This is a genomic window from Pseudomonas sp. 8O, assembly GCF_902506495.1.
In the GTDB taxonomy this organism is placed as follows: Bacteria; Pseudomonadota; Gammaproteobacteria; order Pseudomonadales; family Pseudomonadaceae; genus Aquipseudomonas; species Aquipseudomonas chaetocerotis.
In genome coordinates this window covers 1,778,387-1,793,330 of the sequence record NZ_LR733264.1, presented here as the reverse complement: position 1 = coordinate 1,793,330, position 14,944 = coordinate 1,778,387, and the positions used below count along the sequence as shown (strand labels likewise).

General features: G+C 65.1%; 19 protein-coding genes, 1 tRNA gene and 1 riboswitch. Of the genes, 17 read left to right on the top strand and 3 right to left on the bottom strand.

The annotated features are described in order from the left end of the window. Positions 1-35: 35 nt before the first annotated feature. A complete protein-coding gene (locus GV002_RS11020; protein WP_160018377.1) occupies positions 36-272 on the top strand; it encodes a glutaredoxin family protein in 237 nt (78 codons plus the stop codon). A gap of 61 nt (positions 273-333) precedes the next feature. Here the strand turns inward: GV002_RS11020 and GV002_RS11015 are convergent. From GV002_RS11015 to mobA, 3 genes are all read right to left on the bottom strand, one after another. Next, positions 334-410: transfer RNA gene (locus GV002_RS11015), tRNA-Pro, on the bottom strand. 116 nt (positions 411-526) lie between these two features. Continuing rightward, positions 527-748: a YgdI/YgdR family lipoprotein gene (locus tag GV002_RS11010; protein WP_160018375.1), complete on the bottom strand. Its 222-nt coding sequence runs from the start codon at positions 746-748 to the stop codon at positions 527-529. Between the two features lie 87 nt (positions 749-835). Next, positions 836-1,426 carry a molybdenum cofactor guanylyltransferase MobA gene (mobA, locus tag GV002_RS11005; protein WP_160018373.1) on the bottom strand — a complete coding sequence of 197 codons (591 nt, stop codon included), beginning with the start codon at positions 1,424-1,426 and terminating at the stop codon, positions 836-838. A 68-nt stretch (positions 1,427-1,494) separates the two neighbouring features. Between mobA and moaB the strand changes: the two genes are divergently transcribed. From moaB to GV002_RS10925, 16 genes are all read left to right on the top strand, one after another. Continuing rightward, complete coding sequence (gene moaB, locus GV002_RS11000; RefSeq protein ID WP_017677474.1) at positions 1,495-2,034, top strand: molybdenum cofactor biosynthesis protein B; 540 nt, start codon at positions 1,495-1,497, stop codon at positions 2,032-2,034. Beyond that, the gene (gene glp, locus GV002_RS10995; protein ID WP_160018371.1) at positions 2,031-3,245 is read left to right on the top strand and encodes a gephyrin-like molybdotransferase Glp; all 1,215 of its coding nucleotides are present in this window, start codon (positions 2,031-2,033) and stop codon (positions 3,243-3,245) included. The genes moaB and glp overlap by 4 nt, the downstream gene beginning before the upstream one ends. A gap of 149 nt (positions 3,246-3,394) precedes the next feature. Next, the gene (locus GV002_RS10990; RefSeq protein WP_160018369.1) at positions 3,395-4,015 is read left to right on the top strand and encodes a C40 family peptidase; all 621 of its coding nucleotides are present in this window, start codon (positions 3,395-3,397) and stop codon (positions 4,013-4,015) included. 84 nt (positions 4,016-4,099) lie between these two features. Continuing rightward, positions 4,100-4,624, top strand: coding sequence for a C40 family peptidase (locus tag GV002_RS10985; RefSeq protein ID WP_160018367.1), 525 nt, complete (start codon positions 4,100-4,102; stop codon positions 4,622-4,624). A gap of 6 nt (positions 4,625-4,630) precedes the next feature. Beyond that, positions 4,631-4,951, top strand: a complete 321-nt coding sequence (locus GV002_RS10980) for a hypothetical protein (protein WP_160018365.1) — start codon at positions 4,631-4,633, stop codon at positions 4,949-4,951. Between the two features lie 33 nt (positions 4,952-4,984). Continuing rightward, a riboswitch (cobalamin riboswitch) is annotated at positions 4,985-5,368 on the top strand. A 184-nt stretch (positions 5,369-5,552) separates the two neighbouring features. After that, positions 5,553-6,164: a cob(I)yrinic acid a,c-diamide adenosyltransferase gene (gene cobO / locus GV002_RS10975; protein WP_160018363.1), complete on the top strand. Its 612-nt coding sequence runs from the start codon at positions 5,553-5,555 to the stop codon at positions 6,162-6,164. Next, positions 6,164-7,456 carry a cobyrinate a,c-diamide synthase gene (locus GV002_RS10970; protein ID WP_160018361.1) on the top strand — a complete coding sequence of 431 codons (1,293 nt, stop codon included), beginning with the start codon at positions 6,164-6,166 and terminating at the stop codon, positions 7,454-7,456. The genes cobO and GV002_RS10970 overlap by 1 nt, the downstream gene beginning before the upstream one ends. Beyond that, on the top strand, positions 7,453-8,106 hold the full coding sequence (gene bluB, locus GV002_RS10965; protein WP_160018359.1) for a 5,6-dimethylbenzimidazole synthase: 654 nt from the start codon (positions 7,453-7,455) through the stop codon (positions 8,104-8,106). Before GV002_RS10970 ends, bluB begins: the two co-directional genes overlap by 4 nt. A 3-nt stretch (positions 8,107-8,109) precedes the next feature. Next, the gene (cbiB, locus tag GV002_RS10960) at positions 8,110-9,018 is read left to right on the top strand and encodes an adenosylcobinamide-phosphate synthase CbiB (protein ID WP_160018357.1); all 909 of its coding nucleotides are present in this window, start codon (positions 8,110-8,112) and stop codon (positions 9,016-9,018) included. Then, complete coding sequence (gene cobD, locus GV002_RS10955; RefSeq protein ID WP_160018355.1) at positions 9,011-10,021, top strand: threonine-phosphate decarboxylase CobD; 1,011 nt, start codon at positions 9,011-9,013, stop codon at positions 10,019-10,021. Before cbiB ends, cobD begins: the two co-directional genes overlap by 8 nt. Continuing rightward, positions 10,021-11,469: a cobyric acid synthase gene (locus tag GV002_RS10950; RefSeq protein ID WP_160018353.1), complete on the top strand. Its 1,449-nt coding sequence runs from the start codon at positions 10,021-10,023 to the stop codon at positions 11,467-11,469. Before cobD ends, GV002_RS10950 begins: the two co-directional genes overlap by 1 nt. An 84-nt stretch (positions 11,470-11,553) precedes the next feature. Further along, a complete protein-coding gene (gene cobU, locus GV002_RS10945) occupies positions 11,554-12,075 on the top strand; it encodes a bifunctional adenosylcobinamide kinase/adenosylcobinamide-phosphate guanylyltransferase (protein WP_160018351.1) in 522 nt (173 codons plus the stop codon). Continuing rightward, positions 12,072-13,127 (top strand): nicotinate-nucleotide--dimethylbenzimidazole phosphoribosyltransferase, encoded by a 1,056-nt coding sequence (gene cobT / locus GV002_RS10940; RefSeq protein WP_160018349.1) that lies wholly within the window; start codon positions 12,072-12,074, stop codon positions 13,125-13,127. Before cobU ends, cobT begins: the two co-directional genes overlap by 4 nt. Continuing rightward, positions 13,127-13,699: an alpha-ribazole phosphatase family protein gene (gene cobC, locus GV002_RS10935; protein ID WP_160018347.1), complete on the top strand. Its 573-nt coding sequence runs from the start codon at positions 13,127-13,129 to the stop codon at positions 13,697-13,699. Before cobT ends, cobC begins: the two co-directional genes overlap by 1 nt. Further along, positions 13,696-14,427, top strand: coding sequence for an adenosylcobinamide-GDP ribazoletransferase (locus GV002_RS10930; RefSeq protein ID WP_160018345.1), 732 nt, complete (start codon positions 13,696-13,698; stop codon positions 14,425-14,427). The genes cobC and GV002_RS10930 overlap by 4 nt, the downstream gene beginning before the upstream one ends. 73 nt (positions 14,428-14,500) lie before the next feature. Further along, positions 14,501-14,905 carry a MarR family winged helix-turn-helix transcriptional regulator gene (locus tag GV002_RS10925; RefSeq protein WP_160018343.1) on the top strand — a complete coding sequence of 135 codons (405 nt, stop codon included), beginning with the start codon at positions 14,501-14,503 and terminating at the stop codon, positions 14,903-14,905. The last annotated feature ends 39 nt before the right edge of the window (positions 14,906-14,944 follow it).

Genomic DNA, 14,944 nt, shown 5'->3' with positions numbered 1-14,944 from the left:
TAAACTGCGCACCTTGCTGACAGAGAGGTGCGCTCATGACGCCTGAATGCCAACTTTTCGGAACCCTGGGTTGCCATCTCTGCGAGGTGGCCGAGGCGCTGCTCATGCCATTCGTGGAGAATGGTCTGCTGGTCGAATTGATCGACATTGCCGAGCATGAGGGGATGGTCGAGCAGTACGGCTTGCGCATTCCGGTGCTGCGCCGCTGCGACAGTGCAAGCGAACTGAACTGGCCATTCGATGCTGAGCAGGTGGTGGCTTTTCTGAGCTGAAAGGCGGTACCGACAAATCGAAGGCAATAAAAAACCCGCCTATCAAGGCGGGTTTTTTGATTGGTCGGAGAGACAGGATTCGAACCTGCGACCTTCTCGTCCCGAACGAGACGCGCTACCAAGCTGCGCTACACTCCGAATGAGCCGTATTCTACCGAAAAACTTTTACCGCACAAGGGGTTAGCCTGAAAAATATGCAGGCTGATCATCTCCCTCAGCGGCCGGTACGGGTTCGGGTGTTCTTCAGCGGTACCTCAGAGTTCCTTGACGGTCTGCACCTGGTCCTTGTTGATCGTGGCGCGCTTGCCGTCGAGTTGCTCGAATTCGTAGAAGCCAGAATCTTCATCGAACTGGGGTTTGTCCACCGTCTGTATTTCACGCCCATCGTTCAGGGTGATCACCGACGGCGTGGAGCAGCCGGCCAGTACAGTGAAGCCGATTGCCATCAGCAGGGCGGGGATGATCCGTTTGGTCATGGTCTGTCTCCTTGGGTGCTAAAGAGGTTCTTATACCCTCGCTCAGACGTGAAACTGCCGTATGAGTTCCGCACAGGGCTTCCCGTTTCAGCAAGGAGGGATGTTGTGCGCGAGCGTTTCCGGTGTGTTCAGGTTGGCCAGTCGGGCATCGTCCAGCATGCAGTCGACGGCGATGGGTGCCAGTTTGCCGAACCAGCGTTGCGGGCTGCGTTCACCGGATTGCCAGGCGTGTTCCAGATCGTCCCGGAGTCGCGTGGGCAACAGGCAGAACAGTGGCTGCCAGTAGTCGCCCTGGCGGATCACTACTGGCCGGCTCCCGGCGTGGGCGAGCAGTGACTCGATCAGTGCACGGTCGACCAGAGGGGCGTCGCAGGGCAGCACCAGCATCTGCTCGTGGCGCGCCGCGGCCATGCCGGCGCGGATACCCGCCAGCGGTCCCTGAAAGTCCTGATCCTGATCTACGACCAGTTGGTCGGCATAGGGCGCATAGCGCTCAGTGTTGCGGTTGCAGGAGATGATCAGGTCGTCGCTCAACGGCCGGGTCAGGTCATGCAGCCACGCGATCAGCGGCCGACCGCGCCACTCCAACAGGCCCTTGTCGCGGCCGCCCATGCGCAGGCCTCGGCCACCGGAAAGCAGCAGCACCGAGCAGGTGGGGCGGGCGTTGGATGCGGGCATGTGTGAAGTCTCCGAAGGCAGGCTGTGTGATATAACAGCGCCCATTCTCTCCCAATTGGATGCCTGCCATGAACCATAAGGCCGACGCGGTTTTCGTGCCGCTGAACATTGCCGTGCTGACCGTCAGCGACACGCGCACGTTGGAGACCGATACCTCGGGTCAACTGCTGGTCGACCGTCTGACCGCCGCCGGGCATCAACTGGCCGCTCGTGTTCTGCTCAAGGATGACCTCTACAAGATCCGCGCCCAGGTGGCGACCTGGATTGCCGAGGATCAGGTGCAGGTAGTGGTGATTACTGGCGGTACCGGTTTCACTGGGCGTGACAGCACGCCGGAAGCGGTCACTTGCCTGCTGGACAAGCAGGTCGATGGGTTTGGCGAGCTGTTTCGCCAGATTTCCGTGGCCGATATCGGCACTTCCACCATTCAGTCGCGCGCGCTGGCCGGCCTGGCCAACGGCACCCTGGTGTGCTGCCTGCCGGGTTCGACCAATGCTTGCCGTACCGCCTGGGATGGCATTCTCGGCGAGCAACTGGATGCACGCCATCGTCCCTGCAACTTCGTGCCGCATCTGAAACAGGTGGGTGCCTGCGAGACGCGCGGATGAGTGCTTGCGATCATCCCGGTCTGCTGCCCGTGGAGGCGGCGCTGGAGCGTCTGTTGGCTCTGGCAGATGCGGCGCCAATCGAGCAGGTCGAGCAGGTCGAGCTGGCCGAGGCGGATGGCCGAGTGCTGGCCGAGCCGCTGATCGCGACGCTGGATCTGCCGCCCTGGGCCAACAGTGCCATGGACGGTTACGCCCTGCGCCTGGCCGATTGGAATAACCAGGCGTTGCCGGTTAGCCAGCGCATTCAGGCCGGCACCGCGCCAACGCCGCTGCAGCCTGGGACCTGTGCGCGCATCTTCACCGGTGCGCCGCTGCCGGAAGGTGCCGACACCGTGGAAATGCAAGAGAACGCCGAACTCGATGAGTCGGGGTGCGTCATGTTCCGCGAATCCTTGAAAGTCGGGCAGAACGTGCGCGCTCAAGGTCAGGAAACCTGCGTCGGCGAATGCGTGCTGCCGGCCGGTACCCGTCTGGGGCCAATCGAGCTGGGGCTGGCAGCCTCGCTTGGTGCGGCGCGGCTGTCGGTGCGGCGGCGCCTGCGTGTCGCCGTGCTATCCACTGGCGACGAACTGGTAGAGCCGGGGCAGGCGATTGGCCCTGGGCAGATCTACAACAGCAATCGGCGTCTGCTGATTGCCTGGTTGCAACGGCTGGGCTGCAGCGTGGTCGATGCGGGCATATTGCCTGATGATCTGCAGCGCACCCGCGAAGCGCTGGGTGCGCTGGGCGAGGTCGATCTGATTCTCTCCACGGGTGGCGTTTCGGTGGGGGAGGCAGATTTTCTCGGCATGGCCCTGCGCGAGGCGGGCGAACTGGCGCTATGGAAATTGGCGATCAAGCCGGGTAAACCGTTGACGTTCGGCCACTACCAGGGCGTTCCGGTAATAGGTTTGCCGGGCAACCCGGCTTCGACGCTGGTTACCTTCGGACTGCTGGCGCGCCCGTACATGTTGCGTCGTCTGGGTGTGCAGCGGGTCGAGCCATTGGGCTTCTTGGTGCCGGCAGGTTTTGCCTGGGGTAAGCCAGGCATGCGCCGAGAGTACCTGCGCGCGCGCCTGGAAAATGGCCGTGCGGTGCCCTATGCCAACCAGAGTTCAGGTGTGCTGCGCAGCGCCGCCTGGGCCGAAGGGTTGGCCGAGGTGATGGAGGGCAGCACGCTGGCTGAAGGGGATATGCTGCGCTTCATCCCCTTGAGCGAGATTCTCGGCTAGCGCCTGAATCGCCCGGCTGCAGGAGTGGCCGGGCGCTTTAGATGGCGCGGCGAAACTACTGGGTCACATTTCTAACGATAGAATTTGCAAATGAGCCTTGTAGAGGGCATAGTCGCCGACTTGTAAATTCAACCGACACGGTCGTGCCCATGCTAAAACGCTTCGCACCCCTCGTGCCTCTTGCACTCACTGTCTTGCTCGCTGCCTGCGCCGGCCACTCGCCACAGCCGCAGACAGGCGTTACTGCGACCGAGCCAGTTGCTCGTTCGCTCTCTCAGCAGGTTGAGCCTGCCGACGATGAAATCAACGCGCTGATCGACGACAAGCCCTATGAAATGCCGCAGCTGACAGACAGCCTGCTGGAACTTGGGCGTTCGCTGATCGGCACTCGCTATCGCTATGGCGGCACCTCGGTGCAATCCGGTTTCGATTGCAGCGGTTTTGTCGGCTACCTGTTTCGCGAAGAAGTCGGCCTGGAGCTGCCACGTTCCACGCGTGAGCTGATCAAGCTCGATGCGCCGAAGGTGGCGCGTGCCGATCTGGAACCGGGCGATCTGATCCTGTTCAATGATCGTGGTCGTGGTCGCGTCAGTCACGCCGGCATCTATCTGGGGGATGATCAGTTCATCCACTCCAGCAGCAGCCGCAGCGGTGGTGTGCGCATCGACAGCCTCGACAATAGCTACTGGAGCCGCAGTTATCTGCAGGCCAAGCGCGTCCTCGCGCTGGCTCCGGTGGACGAGCAGGTCACCGCCAAGCGTCCCAACTGATGTATCACGGCGTACCCCAAGGGTTGCGCCGTTCGTCGTGAATCGGCAGAGTAGAGCGCATTCAGGCTCAGGATCGCCTCGCTTATGCCCGTCACGACCCGTGTTGCCCTCATCGCTCTCGCTCTGCTGCTGAGTGCCTGCAGCAGTCGCGCTCCTTCTCCCCAGCCTGGTTACACACCTTCTGTCTCTCCGTCTTCTTATCAGGGCGGGACTGAGGACGTGCTGTTTCGCGCCCTTGGCCTGGTCGGTACGCCTTATCGCTACGGTGGCAATACCCCGGAAGGCGGTTTCGACTGCAGTGGCTTGATCGGCTACGTTTATCGCGATGCTGCTGGTATCAGTCTGCCGCGTTCGACGCGTGAGCTGAGTGCCATGCGCACCCCTGATGTACGCCGCGACGCCCTGCAGAGTGGCGATCTGGTGTTCTTTGCCACCAATGGCGGGCGCGCCGTCAGTCATGCCGGGATCTATGTCGGCGAAGGGCGTTTCGTGCATGCACCGTCCAGTGGCGGCACGGTGCGTCTGGATAGCCTCGACAACGTCTACTGGCAGCGTGTCTACCTCGATGCCAAGCGGGTCATCACACCAGAGCTCGCGCGTAATCCCTGAGCATCCATGGTCGATCCCATTCGCCTGCCGCCTCAGCCCGAGTTCTGCGAGCTGTGCGCACGCCCAGTCGCGTTGACCCGTCATCACCTGATTCCCAAGGCGCTGCACGACAAGGTTTATGTGCAGAAGCGCTATCCCCGTCATGAACGAATTACCGCCACGCTGTGGGTTTGCCGCGCCTGCCATAACCAGATTCATCGGCTTTTCAGCGAAAAGGAGCTGGCGTTGACCTACAACAGCCGCGAGGCGCTACTGAGCGACGAGCGTTTACGAACGTTCGTCGACTGGTTGGCAAGCAAGCCGCCCGGGTTCATGCCCAGGCACTGAGTGGCGTTGACGAGCAGGGCTGCCAGCCTCTACCCTGCGCGCCTTGCTTCAGGTGCCCCGAGTTGCCGTGAATGGCGGCCAAGGGGTGAAACAGGGAAGCCGGTTCCAATGCCGGCGCTGCCCCCGCAACGGTAGGTGAGTCAAACGTCGCTCAACCAGACCGTGTGAAAACGTAGCGAGCGAAGGTCAGGCAAGGCCGATGGCGGCCTCGCAAAAACAGGCGAAGAACGGACTGGGCTCGCATTCGAGCTCACGAGCTGTAACTGAGCACTTTGAGCCTGTTTTTAACGCCGCATGACCTGGCGCAGTAGTTTTCACGCAGTCTGCAAGGCCACTGTGCATTGCACGGGAAGGCGCGGCGCAGAACCCATGGTTCACTCACAAGCCCGGAGACCGGCCTGTCGCAGTTTCACGGCATCGCGGAGGGCGTTGTCCGGCCAACGCTTCGGTTCTCCGGGGCGTTCGTGTTTTCTGTCTTCCGCTCGCCTGACCAGCCATTAGCGCCTGAACGAGGATGTGCGGATCATTGCCGCGTCGTTTTCCTCGTTGCCGTTCCACTGCCTATCAAGCCGGTGGGACGGGCGCCTGACAGGATCACCGCATGAGCGAATCGACCGACCGCGATGCCCGCCACAAGGCGCGCATGCAACGCAAGAAAGCCCTGATCGATGAAAAGATCGCCCAGGCCCAGGATGAATACGGCCTGCTGCTGGTGCACAGCGGCAATGGCAAGGGCAAGAGCAGCAGCGCCTTCGGCATGGTCGCGCGTGCCCTGGGTCATGGCATCAAGGTCGGCGTGGTGCAGTTCATCAAGGGTGCGGCCAGCACCGGTGAAGAAACCTTCTTCCGCCGTTTTCCCGAGGAAGTCAGCTATCACGTGATGGGCGAAGGCTTCACCTGGGAAACCCAGGATCGCCAGCGTGATATCGCCAAGGCTCAGCAAGCCTGGGCGGTGGCCCAGCGCCTGCTCAGTGATGAGTCGGTCGGCCTGGTGGTGCTGGACGAGCTGAACATAGCCCTCAAGCATGGCTACCTCGAACTGGACGCGGTGCTGGCCGATATCGAAGCCCGGCCGCTGTTGCAGCATGTGGTGGTGACCGGGCGCGGCGCCTTGCCTGGGATGATCGAGGCGGCTGACACCGTCACCGAGATGAGCCTGGTCAAGCACGCGTTCAAGTCCGGGGTAAAAGCACAGAAGGGCATCGAATTCTGATGGGCGCACGTCACTGTCCGGCGCTGCTGATCGCCGCGCCGGCTTCCGGCCAGGGCAAGACCACCGTCACCGCTGCTCTGGCGCGCTTGCACACCCGCCAGGGTCGGCGGGTGCGGGTGTTCAAGTGCGGCCCCGACTTTCTCGACCCGATGATCCATGCCCGTGCCAGTGGCGCCCCCGTGTACCAGCTCGACCTGGCCATGGTCGGCGAGGCGGAAAGTCGGCGACTGCTTTGGCAGGCCGCCGGTGAGGCCGATCTGATCCTGATCGAAGGGGTGATGGGCCTGTTCGATGGCAAGCCCTCGGCGGCGGACCTGGCGCGCCACTTCGGCGTGCCGGTGCTGGGCGTGATCGACGGTGCGGCCATGGCGCAGACCTTCGGCGCCCTGGCCCACGGGCTTGCCACCTTCCAGGCAGACTTGCCCTTTGCCGGCGTGCTCGGCAACCGTGTCGCCAGCACGCGCCACGGCGACATCCTGCGTGATGCGCTGCCAGCGAGTATTCGCTGGTTCGGTGCGTTGCCGCGCAGCGCCGCGGTGGAGCTACCCAGTCGCCACCTGGGGCTGGTGCAGGCGGCCGAGCTGGCCGATCTGGACGCGCGTCTGGACGCCGCGGCCGATGCGCTGGCAGCCAGTGCCAACGTCGACCTGCCGCCTGCGGTGAACTTCGCCGCGCCGCAGGTCGATGAACTGGCGCCGCTGTTGGCTGGCGTACGCATCGGCATTGCGCGCGATGCGGCGTTCGCCTTTCTCTATCAGGCCAATCTCGATCTGTTGCAGGCGCTCGGCGCTGAGCTGCATTACTTCTCACCGCTCGCTGATCGTGAGCTGCCGGAGGTGGATAGCCTTTATCTGCCGGGCGGATATCCGGAGCTATACCTGGCCGAGCTGGAAGGCAACCAGGCCATGGCTGCGTCGATCCGTGCCCATCATCAGGCCGGCAAACCCTTGCTCGCCGAATGTGGCGGCATGCTCTATCTGCTCGATGAACTGCGCGACAAGCAGGGCGCCAGTGGGCGCATGCTCGGCCTGCTCAGCGGCAGCGCGGCCTTGCAACCGCGACTGACCGCCCTGGCCTTGCAGCAGGTGACGCTGCCTGAAGGCGAGCTGCGTGGCCACAGCTACCATCACTCGCGGCTGGAAAGCCCATTGCCGCCCCTGGCGCTCGGCCGCTGCCCGAACGGCAAGCCGGTAGCAGAGGCGGTGTATCGCCTGGGACGGCTCACGGCCAGCTATATCCACTTCTACCTGCCGTCCAACCCGGAGGCGGCCGCCGCGCTGTTACGTCCATGAGCGAGCATGCGTTCAGCCCCGAAGAGCGCGCGGCGGTGTATCGCGCCATTGCCGAACGCCGTGATATGCGCCACTTCAGCGGCGGCGAGGTACCGGCCGAGGTGTTGGCGCGGTTGCTCGAAGCGGCGCACCACGCGCCCAGCGTCGGCCTGATGCAGCCTTGGCGCTTTGTGCGCGTCAGTGCCCCGCAACTGCGTGAGTCCATTCATGCGCTGGTGGAGGCCGAGCGGGTGCGCACTGCCGAGGCCCTGGGCAAGCGCAGTGACGAGTTCATGCGGCTGAAGGTCGAGGGTATTCGCGACTGCGCCGAGCTACTGGCGGTGGCGCTGATGGAGGGACGCGACGCACATGTCTTTGGACGACGCACCCTGCCGGAAATGGATATGGCCTCGGTGGCCTGCGCCATTCAGAATCTGTGGCTGGCTGCGCGTGCCGAAGGGCTCGGGCTCGGTTGGGTGTCGCTGTTCGACCCCGAGGCGCTGGCCGCGTTGTTGGACATGCCGGTGGGCAGCAAGCCGGTGGCGCTGCTGTGCCTGGGGCCGGTAGAGGCCTTCTACGAAAAACCGATGCTGGTGCAAGAGGGCTGGGCCAAACCACGCCCGCTGAGCGAGCTGCTGTTCGAGAATCGATGGGGAATACAGGGTGACTGAACGATGAGCCTGGCACTGATCACCTGCGCCGGCGTGGCGCTGGATGCCGTGCTGGGCGAGCCTCGGCGCGCGCATCCGCTGGTGGCTTTCGGTCGCCTGGCGGGGCGCCTGGAGCAGCGCTTCAACCCGGCCGGCGGCGGCTGGCGCAGCCATGGCGTAACGGCCTGGTGCCTGGCGGTGCTGCCGCTGACCCTGCTCACCTGGCTATTGCTGCACGTGACCCCGTTTGGCTGGGCGGTGGAGATTGTCGCCCTGTACTTCGCCCTTGGCCTGCGCAGCCTGTACGAGCACGCGCAACCGGTGGCCTGCGCGCTGCGTCTGGGCGACCTGGCCCTGGCGCGTGAGCGCGTCGGCTGGATGGTCAGCCGCAATACCGCCGAGCTGGACGCAACCGGGGTGGCCCGCGCCGGCACCGAGTCGGTGCTGGAGAACGGCTCCGATGCGGTGTTCGCCGCCTTGTTCTGGTTCATCGTCGCTGGCGCGCCGGGCGTCGTCCTGTACCGCCTGAGCAACACGCTCGATGCCATGTGGGGCTATCGCAACGAACGCTTCGAGCGTTTTGGTTGGGCCGCGGCAAAGATCGATGACGTGCTCAATTACATCCCGGCGCGCCTGGTGGCGCTGACCTATGCGCTGCTTGGGCGTACTGTCCTGGCCCTGCGCTGCTGGCGCCGGCAGGCGCCCTTGTGGGACAGTCCCAATGCTGGCCCAGTGATGGCCGCTGGTGCCGGAAGCCTGGGCGTGAGTCTGGGCGGTGCGGCGGAGTATCACGGCGAGGTGCATGAACGCCCACAATTGGGCGAAGGCCCACCGCCGCGGGCGCGGGATATCGAACGGGCGATGAACAGAGTCATCGCCGGCGTTGGTTTGTGGCTGTTATGCCTGATCGTTTGGGAGGTTTGGGTTGCTTGAGCATGGAGGTCGTCTGCGCGCAGCGGCGCAGCGCTATGGCATCCCGCTGGAGGACTGGCTGGATCTGTCCACCGGGGTTGCACCCTACGGTTGGGATCTGCCGGCGGTACCGTGCTCGGCCTGGGCGCGCCTGCCTGAAGCGGATGACGGCCTGGAGCAGGCGGCGCGCGATTATTACGGTGCCGTCAGCCTGCTGCCGGTGGCCGGTTCGCAGGCGGCGATACAGGCCTTGCCGCGTCTTCGCGGGCACAGCAGCGTGGGTATCCTCGCGCCGACCTATGCCGAGCACGCTGCCGCCTGGCGACGCGAGGGACATCGGGTGATCAAGCTGAGCGAGGGCTCGGTGCCTCGCGCGCTGCCGCAACTGGATGTATTGCTGGTGGTCAACCCCAATAATCCGACCGGCCGCCTTATCGAGCCGGCGCGCCTGCTTGACTGGCACGACGAACTGGCCGAGCGCGGCGGCTGGCTGGTGGTCGACGAAGCCTTCATCGATTGCACGCCGGAGCACAGTCTGGCCGCTTACAGCGACATGCCGGGGCTGATCGTGCTGCGCTCGTTCGGCAAGTTCTTCGGTCTGGCGGGCTTACGGCTGGGCTTCGTTCTGGCCGCGCAGGCCATGCTGGATGAGCTGGAGGCGCTGCTCGGGCCCTGGGCGGTCAGCGGTCCGGCACGAAGCGTGGCGCGCAGCCTGCTGGTCGATGGCGACGGGCAGCGCCGCCAACGCGAGCGCCTGTTGGCCGATGGCGAGCGCCTGGCCGCCTTGCTGCGTGAATGCGGCTTGCCATCGACCGGTGGCTCGTCGCTGTTCCAGTTCTGCTGCACCCGCCGCGCGGTGCCTTGCGCCGAGCTGCTGGCGCGGCGCGGTATTCTGGTCCGGCTATTTACCGAGCTGGACAGCCTGCGCTTCGGCCTGCCTGCCGACGAGGCAGGTTGGCGGCGTCTGCAGCAAGGGTTGCTGGAGTGCGCGCCGATACTGGCGAGTCTCGAGGAAACGCCCTGATGGCCACCCTGATGGTGCAGGGCACCACGTCCGATGCCGGCAAAAGCACACTGGTGACGGCGCTGTGTCGTTGGGCGCGGCGCCAGGGCGTGTCCGTGGCGCCGTTCAAACCGCAGAACATGGCGCTCAACTCCGCGGTGACCGCTGATGGCGGCGAGATCGGCCGGGCACAGGCGGTGCAGGCGCAAGCGGCCGGCCTGGCGCCGCATACCGACATGAATCCGGTGCTGCTCAAGCCCAACAGCGACATGGGCGCCCAGGTGATCATCCACGGCCGCGCCATCGGCAACATGCAGGCATTGACCTATCACGGCTACAAGCCGGTGGCCATGGCGGCGGTGCTGGAGTCCCACGCCCGTTTGCACGAGCGTCATGAGCTGGTGCTGGTCGAGGGGGCCGGCTCGCCGGCCGAGATCAACCTGCGTGCCGGTGACATCGCCAACATGGGCTTTGCCGAAGCGGTGGATTGCCCGGTGATCCTGATCGCGGACATCGACAAGGGTGGCGTGTTCGCCCATCTGGTCGGCACTCTGGAACTGCTCAGTCCGAGCGAGCAGGCGCGCATCCAGGGCTTCGTGATCAATCGTTTTCGCGGTGACATCGCGTTGCTCAAGCCGGGGCTGGACTGGCTGGAGCAGCGCACCGCCAAGCCGGTGCTCGGCGTGCTGCCATACCTGATGGATTTCCACCTGGAAGCCGAGGACGCCGTCGATACCCGTCAGCAGGCCAAGGATGCGCAGGCGTTGCGCGTAGTGGTACCGGTGCTGCCGCGTATCAGCAACCACACCGATTTCGACCCGTTGCGCCTGCATCCGCAGGTGCAATTGACCTTCGTCGGCCCGGGCCAGGCCATCCCGCCGGCCGACCTGATCATCCTGCCGGGCTCCAAGAGTGTGCGCGCCGATCTCGCGCGCCTGCGGGAGCAGCGCTGGGACACGGCCATCGCCCGCCACCTGCGCTATGGCGGCAAGCTGCTGGGCATCTGTGGTGGCCTGCAGATGCTCGGCCGGCAGATTCACGACCCGCATGCTCTGGAAGGCGCGGCCGGCAGCAGCGAGGGCCTCGGCCTGCTGGATTTCGAGACGCTGCTGGAGCCGGAAAAACAGCTGCGTAACGTGCGCGGCCAGCTGTGTCTGCAGCAGGCTGATGTCAGCGGCTACGAGATTCATGCCGGCGTCAGTCGCGGTCCCGGTCTCAACGGCGCCGTGCAGCTCGATGACGGCCGCAGCGACGGCGGCCTCAGTGCCGATGGCCAGGTGCTCGGCACCTATCTGCACGGTCTGTTTGAGCAACCGTCGGCGCTCGCCGCACTGTTGCACTGGGCCGGGTTGCATGAGGTGCAGACCGTGGATTATCAGGCGTTGCGCGAGCGCGATATCGAGCGCCTGGCCGATCAGGTGGAACTGCATCTGGATACCGAAAAACTCAGGGCACTTTGCGGCCTGTAGGAGCGAGCTCTGCTCGCGAAGCTTTTATGTCCCGTACACGAGCAGAGCTCGTTCCTACGGGGAGAAATGAATGTGGATGGAAGCATGCTTGAATTGATCCTCGGCGGTGCCCGTTCCGGCAAGAGCCGGCTGGCGGAGAAGCTGGCCGACGAGTCCGGGTTGGACGTCGTTTACATCGCCACCAGCCAGCCGCTCGATGGCGAGATGAATGCGCGCGTCGCTCAGCATCGCGCGCGTCGTCCGGCGCACTGGGCGCTGGTCGAGGAACCGCTGGCGCTGGCCCATGTACTGCGCGAACAGGCCGCGCCCGGGCGTTGCCTGCTGGTGGACTGCCTGACCCTGTGGCTGACCAATCTGCTGATGCAGGACGATCCGGCTCGGCTGGCGGCCGAACGCGATGCGCTGCTTGGCTGCGTGAATGGGCTGCCCGGGCGCATCCTGCTGGTCAGCAACGAAACCGGGCTGGGTGTGGTGCCGCTGGGCGAGCTGACCCGCCGTTATGTCGATGAGGCCGGCTGGCTGCACCAGGCGCTGGCTGAGCGCAGCCAGCGCGTGCTGTTCACAGTCGCCGGTTTGCCCACGGTGTTGAAGGGGAATGCGTTATGAGCCTGCAATGGTGGCAAGGGCCTTGTCAGCCGCTCGATCATGTTGCGCGGGGCAAGGCCGAGACGCGTCAGCAGCAATTGACCAAACCGGCGGGTTCGCTGGGGCGGCTGGAGAGTCTCGCGGTCCATCTGGCTGCGCTGCAGGGGCGCGAGCGGCCTAGCCTGGACACATTGTGGATCGCCATCTTTGCCGGTGACCATGGCGTTGTGGCCGAAGGGATTTCTGCCTACCCGCAGGCGGTGACGGGGCAGATGCTGGCCAACTTCGTCACGGGCGGTGCGGCGATCAGCGTACTGGCGCGTCAGCTGGATGCGGCGCTCGAGGTGATCGACCTGGGTACTGCCGAACCCTTGCCGCCGCTGCCAGGCGTGCGTCATCTGCAGGTCGGTGCCGGGACGCAAAACTTCGCCCGTGACCCGGCCATGACCTTGGCTCAGGTGATGATCTGCCTGGAGGCCGGTCGCGACAGCATCCAGCGCGCGCGCGCCAGCGGTTGCGATCTGTTCGTCGGTGGCGAGATGGGCATCGGCAATACCACGGCGGCGGCGGCGCTGGCCTGCTGGCTGCTGAGGTGCCCGGCGAGTGAACTGGCAGGCCCCGGCACCGGGCTGGACGGCGCCGGCGTGGCGCACAAAGCGCGGGTGATCGATGCCGCGTTGGCCCTGCACCGGGCGCAGATCGACGGGCCGTTGCAGGCGCTGATACACCTGGGTGGCTTCGAGATCGCCGCGCTCACCGGCGCCTATCTGGCCGCTGCGCAGCAGGGCGTCGCGGTATTGGTCGATGGCTTTATCTGCAGTGTCGCGGCGATGCTCGCCGTGCGCCTGAATCCCGGCTGCCGCGACTGGCTGCTGTTCGCCCACCATGGCGCCGAGCCGGGTCATGTTCGCGTGTTGCAGGCGCTGGAGGCCGAGCCGCTGCTGGAGCTGGGCCTGCGCCTGGGTGAGGGCAGTGGCGCCGCGCTGGCAGTACCGCTGCTGCGTCTGGCCTGTGCCCTGCACGGGCAGATGGCGACCTTCGCCGAAGCTGCTGTCGCCGAGAGACCGAGCTGATGCTGCATCTGGAATTGCTGCGTCACGGTGAGACCGAGCTGGGTGGTGGGCTGCGTGGCAGCCTGGATGATGCGCTGACCGAGCAGGGTTGGGCGCAGCTGCGCGACGCGGTGCAGGGCGCCGGCCCCTGGGATCGCCTGGTCAGCTCGCCACTGCAGCGCTGCGCGCGTTTCGCCGAGGAAGTTGCGCTGGCCAATGCCTTGCCGCTGCACTACGAGGCTGATCTGCAAGAGCTGCATTTCGGTGATTGGGAAGGGCGCACTGCTGCACAGCTGATGGACAGCGATGCTGAGGCGCTGGGCCGCTTCTGGGCCGATCCCTATGCGTTCACACCGCCGAATGGCGAGCCGTTGCTGCAGTTCGAAGCACGTGTGCTGGCTGCCTTGCAGCGGTTACAGCAGCGCCATGCGGGTGAGCGGCTGCTGCTGGTCACTCACGGCGGCGTGATGCGCCTGTTGCTGGCGCGCGCGCGCGGCCTGCCACGCCAGGATCTGCTGCAGGTCAACGTCGGCTATGCCCAGCGTTTTCGCCTGAGCCTGGATGCCGAGGGGCAACTGGCGGAGTTGCCATGATCGCGTTGCTGATCGCCTTGCAGTTCCTCACGCGCCTGCCAGTCAGCTTGCCGGGGATGCCGACGCCTGAGCAGGTGGGGCGCTCGCTGCTCTGGTATCCGGCTGTTGGAGTGCTACTCGGCCTGCTGTTGTGGGGCGCTCATCTGCTGTTGGGGCAGACATCGGCGTTATTGCAGGCAGCGATCATTCTGGCGCTTTGGGTGGGGCTGAGCGGCGGCCTGCATCTGGACGGCCTGGCCGACACGGCTGATGCCTGGGTCGGTGGTTTCGGTGATCGCGAACGTACCCTGGCAATCATGAAGGACCCGCGCAGCGGTCCCATTGCGGTCGTGGTGCTGATGCTGATGCTGCTGCTCAAATTCGCTGCGCTATTCACGCTCTTGCAAGCCGGGCAGGGCATCTACCTGTTGCTACTGCCCTGGCTGGGGCGCAGCCTGTTGCCGCTGCTGCTGGCAACCACGCCCTACGTGCGGGCCGGTGGGCTGGGCCAGGCCCTGGTCGATCATCTGCCGCGCGAACAACTGCCCTGGGTGCTGGGCGCGCATCTACTGGGCATGCTGCTGTTCGGCTGGCCGGGGCTGCTGGCGTTGGCGACTGGCTTGCTGCTGTTCATCTGGCTGCGCCGCGCGTTGCTGTCGCGCCTCGGTGGTACCACGGGCGATACGGCCGGTGCGCTGGTCGAACTGGCCGAGTGCACGGTGCTTCTGGCGCTGGCCCTGAGTCTCTGATCTCAACTGTTATGGCGAGGCGGCCGGCAACTGTATGAGTGCCAATCGCTGATGCGGGTATATACCTGCATTCATGTTGCCGACCTCCTGTCTCTGTACCCAATTGCGCCGCGCCAGCCGGGGTGTCACGCGCCGTTACGACGATGCTCTCGCGGCCGTCGGGCTCGGTGCCGCGCAGTTTTCCCTGCTACGTCATGTGCAGCGGCTCGGTGAGCCGAGCATTTCCCTGCTCGCCGAAGCCATGGGGCTCGATCGCAGTACGCTCGGGCGCAACCTGCGGGTGCTGGAGGATCAGGGGCTGGTGCAACTGGGAGAAGGGCGCGATTTGCGCGCTCGCGAGGTACGGCTCACAGAAGCCGGCCTGCAACGCATCGAACAGGCGCTGCCGCTGTGGGAGCAGGTGCAGCGTGAGCTCAATGCCCGGTTGGGCGCAGATCGCCGCGCCGAGCTGATGAGCCTGCTCGAAGAACTGGCCTGATGGCCGCATCACTGCCTACACGGTCGCTGGCGACCGTCC

Coding starts and splice junctions, on each gene's coding strand:
- GV002_RS10990 (WP_160018369.1), top strand. CDS start 3,395: ATGCTAAAACGCTTCGCACCCCTCGTGCCTCTTGCACTCACTGTCTTG.
- cobT (WP_160018349.1), top strand. CDS start 12,072: ATGAGCCTGCAATGGTGGCAAGGGCCTTGTCAGCCGCTCGATCATGTT.
- GV002_RS11010 (WP_160018375.1), bottom strand. CDS start 748: ATGACCAAACGGATCATCCCCGCCCTGCTGATGGCAATCGGCTTCACT.
- GV002_RS10985 (WP_160018367.1), top strand. CDS start 4,100: ATGCCCGTCACGACCCGTGTTGCCCTCATCGCTCTCGCTCTGCTGCTG.
- GV002_RS10950 (WP_160018353.1), top strand. CDS start 10,021: ATGGCCACCCTGATGGTGCAGGGCACCACGTCCGATGCCGGCAAAAGC.
- GV002_RS10930 (WP_160018345.1), top strand. CDS start 13,696: ATGATCGCGTTGCTGATCGCCTTGCAGTTCCTCACGCGCCTGCCAGTC.
- cobO (WP_160018363.1), top strand. CDS start 5,553: ATGAGCGAATCGACCGACCGCGATGCCCGCCACAAGGCGCGCATGCAA.
- GV002_RS10980 (WP_160018365.1), top strand. CDS start 4,631: ATGGTCGATCCCATTCGCCTGCCGCCTCAGCCCGAGTTCTGCGAGCTG.
- bluB (WP_160018359.1), top strand. CDS start 7,453: ATGAGCGAGCATGCGTTCAGCCCCGAAGAGCGCGCGGCGGTGTATCGC.
- mobA (WP_160018373.1), bottom strand. CDS start 1,426: ATGCCCGCATCCAACGCCCGCCCCACCTGCTCGGTGCTGCTGCTTTCC.
- moaB (WP_017677474.1), top strand. CDS start 1,495: ATGAACCATAAGGCCGACGCGGTTTTCGTGCCGCTGAACATTGCCGTG.
- GV002_RS10925 (WP_160018343.1), top strand. CDS start 14,501: ATGTTGCCGACCTCCTGTCTCTGTACCCAATTGCGCCGCGCCAGCCGG.
- cobC (WP_160018347.1), top strand. CDS start 13,127: ATGCTGCATCTGGAATTGCTGCGTCACGGTGAGACCGAGCTGGGTGGT.
- GV002_RS10970 (WP_160018361.1), top strand. CDS start 6,164: ATGGGCGCACGTCACTGTCCGGCGCTGCTGATCGCCGCGCCGGCTTCC.
- GV002_RS11020 (WP_160018377.1), top strand. CDS start 36: ATGACGCCTGAATGCCAACTTTTCGGAACCCTGGGTTGCCATCTCTGC.
- glp (WP_160018371.1), top strand. CDS start 2,031: ATGAGTGCTTGCGATCATCCCGGTCTGCTGCCCGTGGAGGCGGCGCTG.
- cbiB (WP_160018357.1), top strand. CDS start 8,110: ATGAGCCTGGCACTGATCACCTGCGCCGGCGTGGCGCTGGATGCCGTG.
- cobU (WP_160018351.1), top strand. CDS start 11,554: ATGCTTGAATTGATCCTCGGCGGTGCCCGTTCCGGCAAGAGCCGGCTG.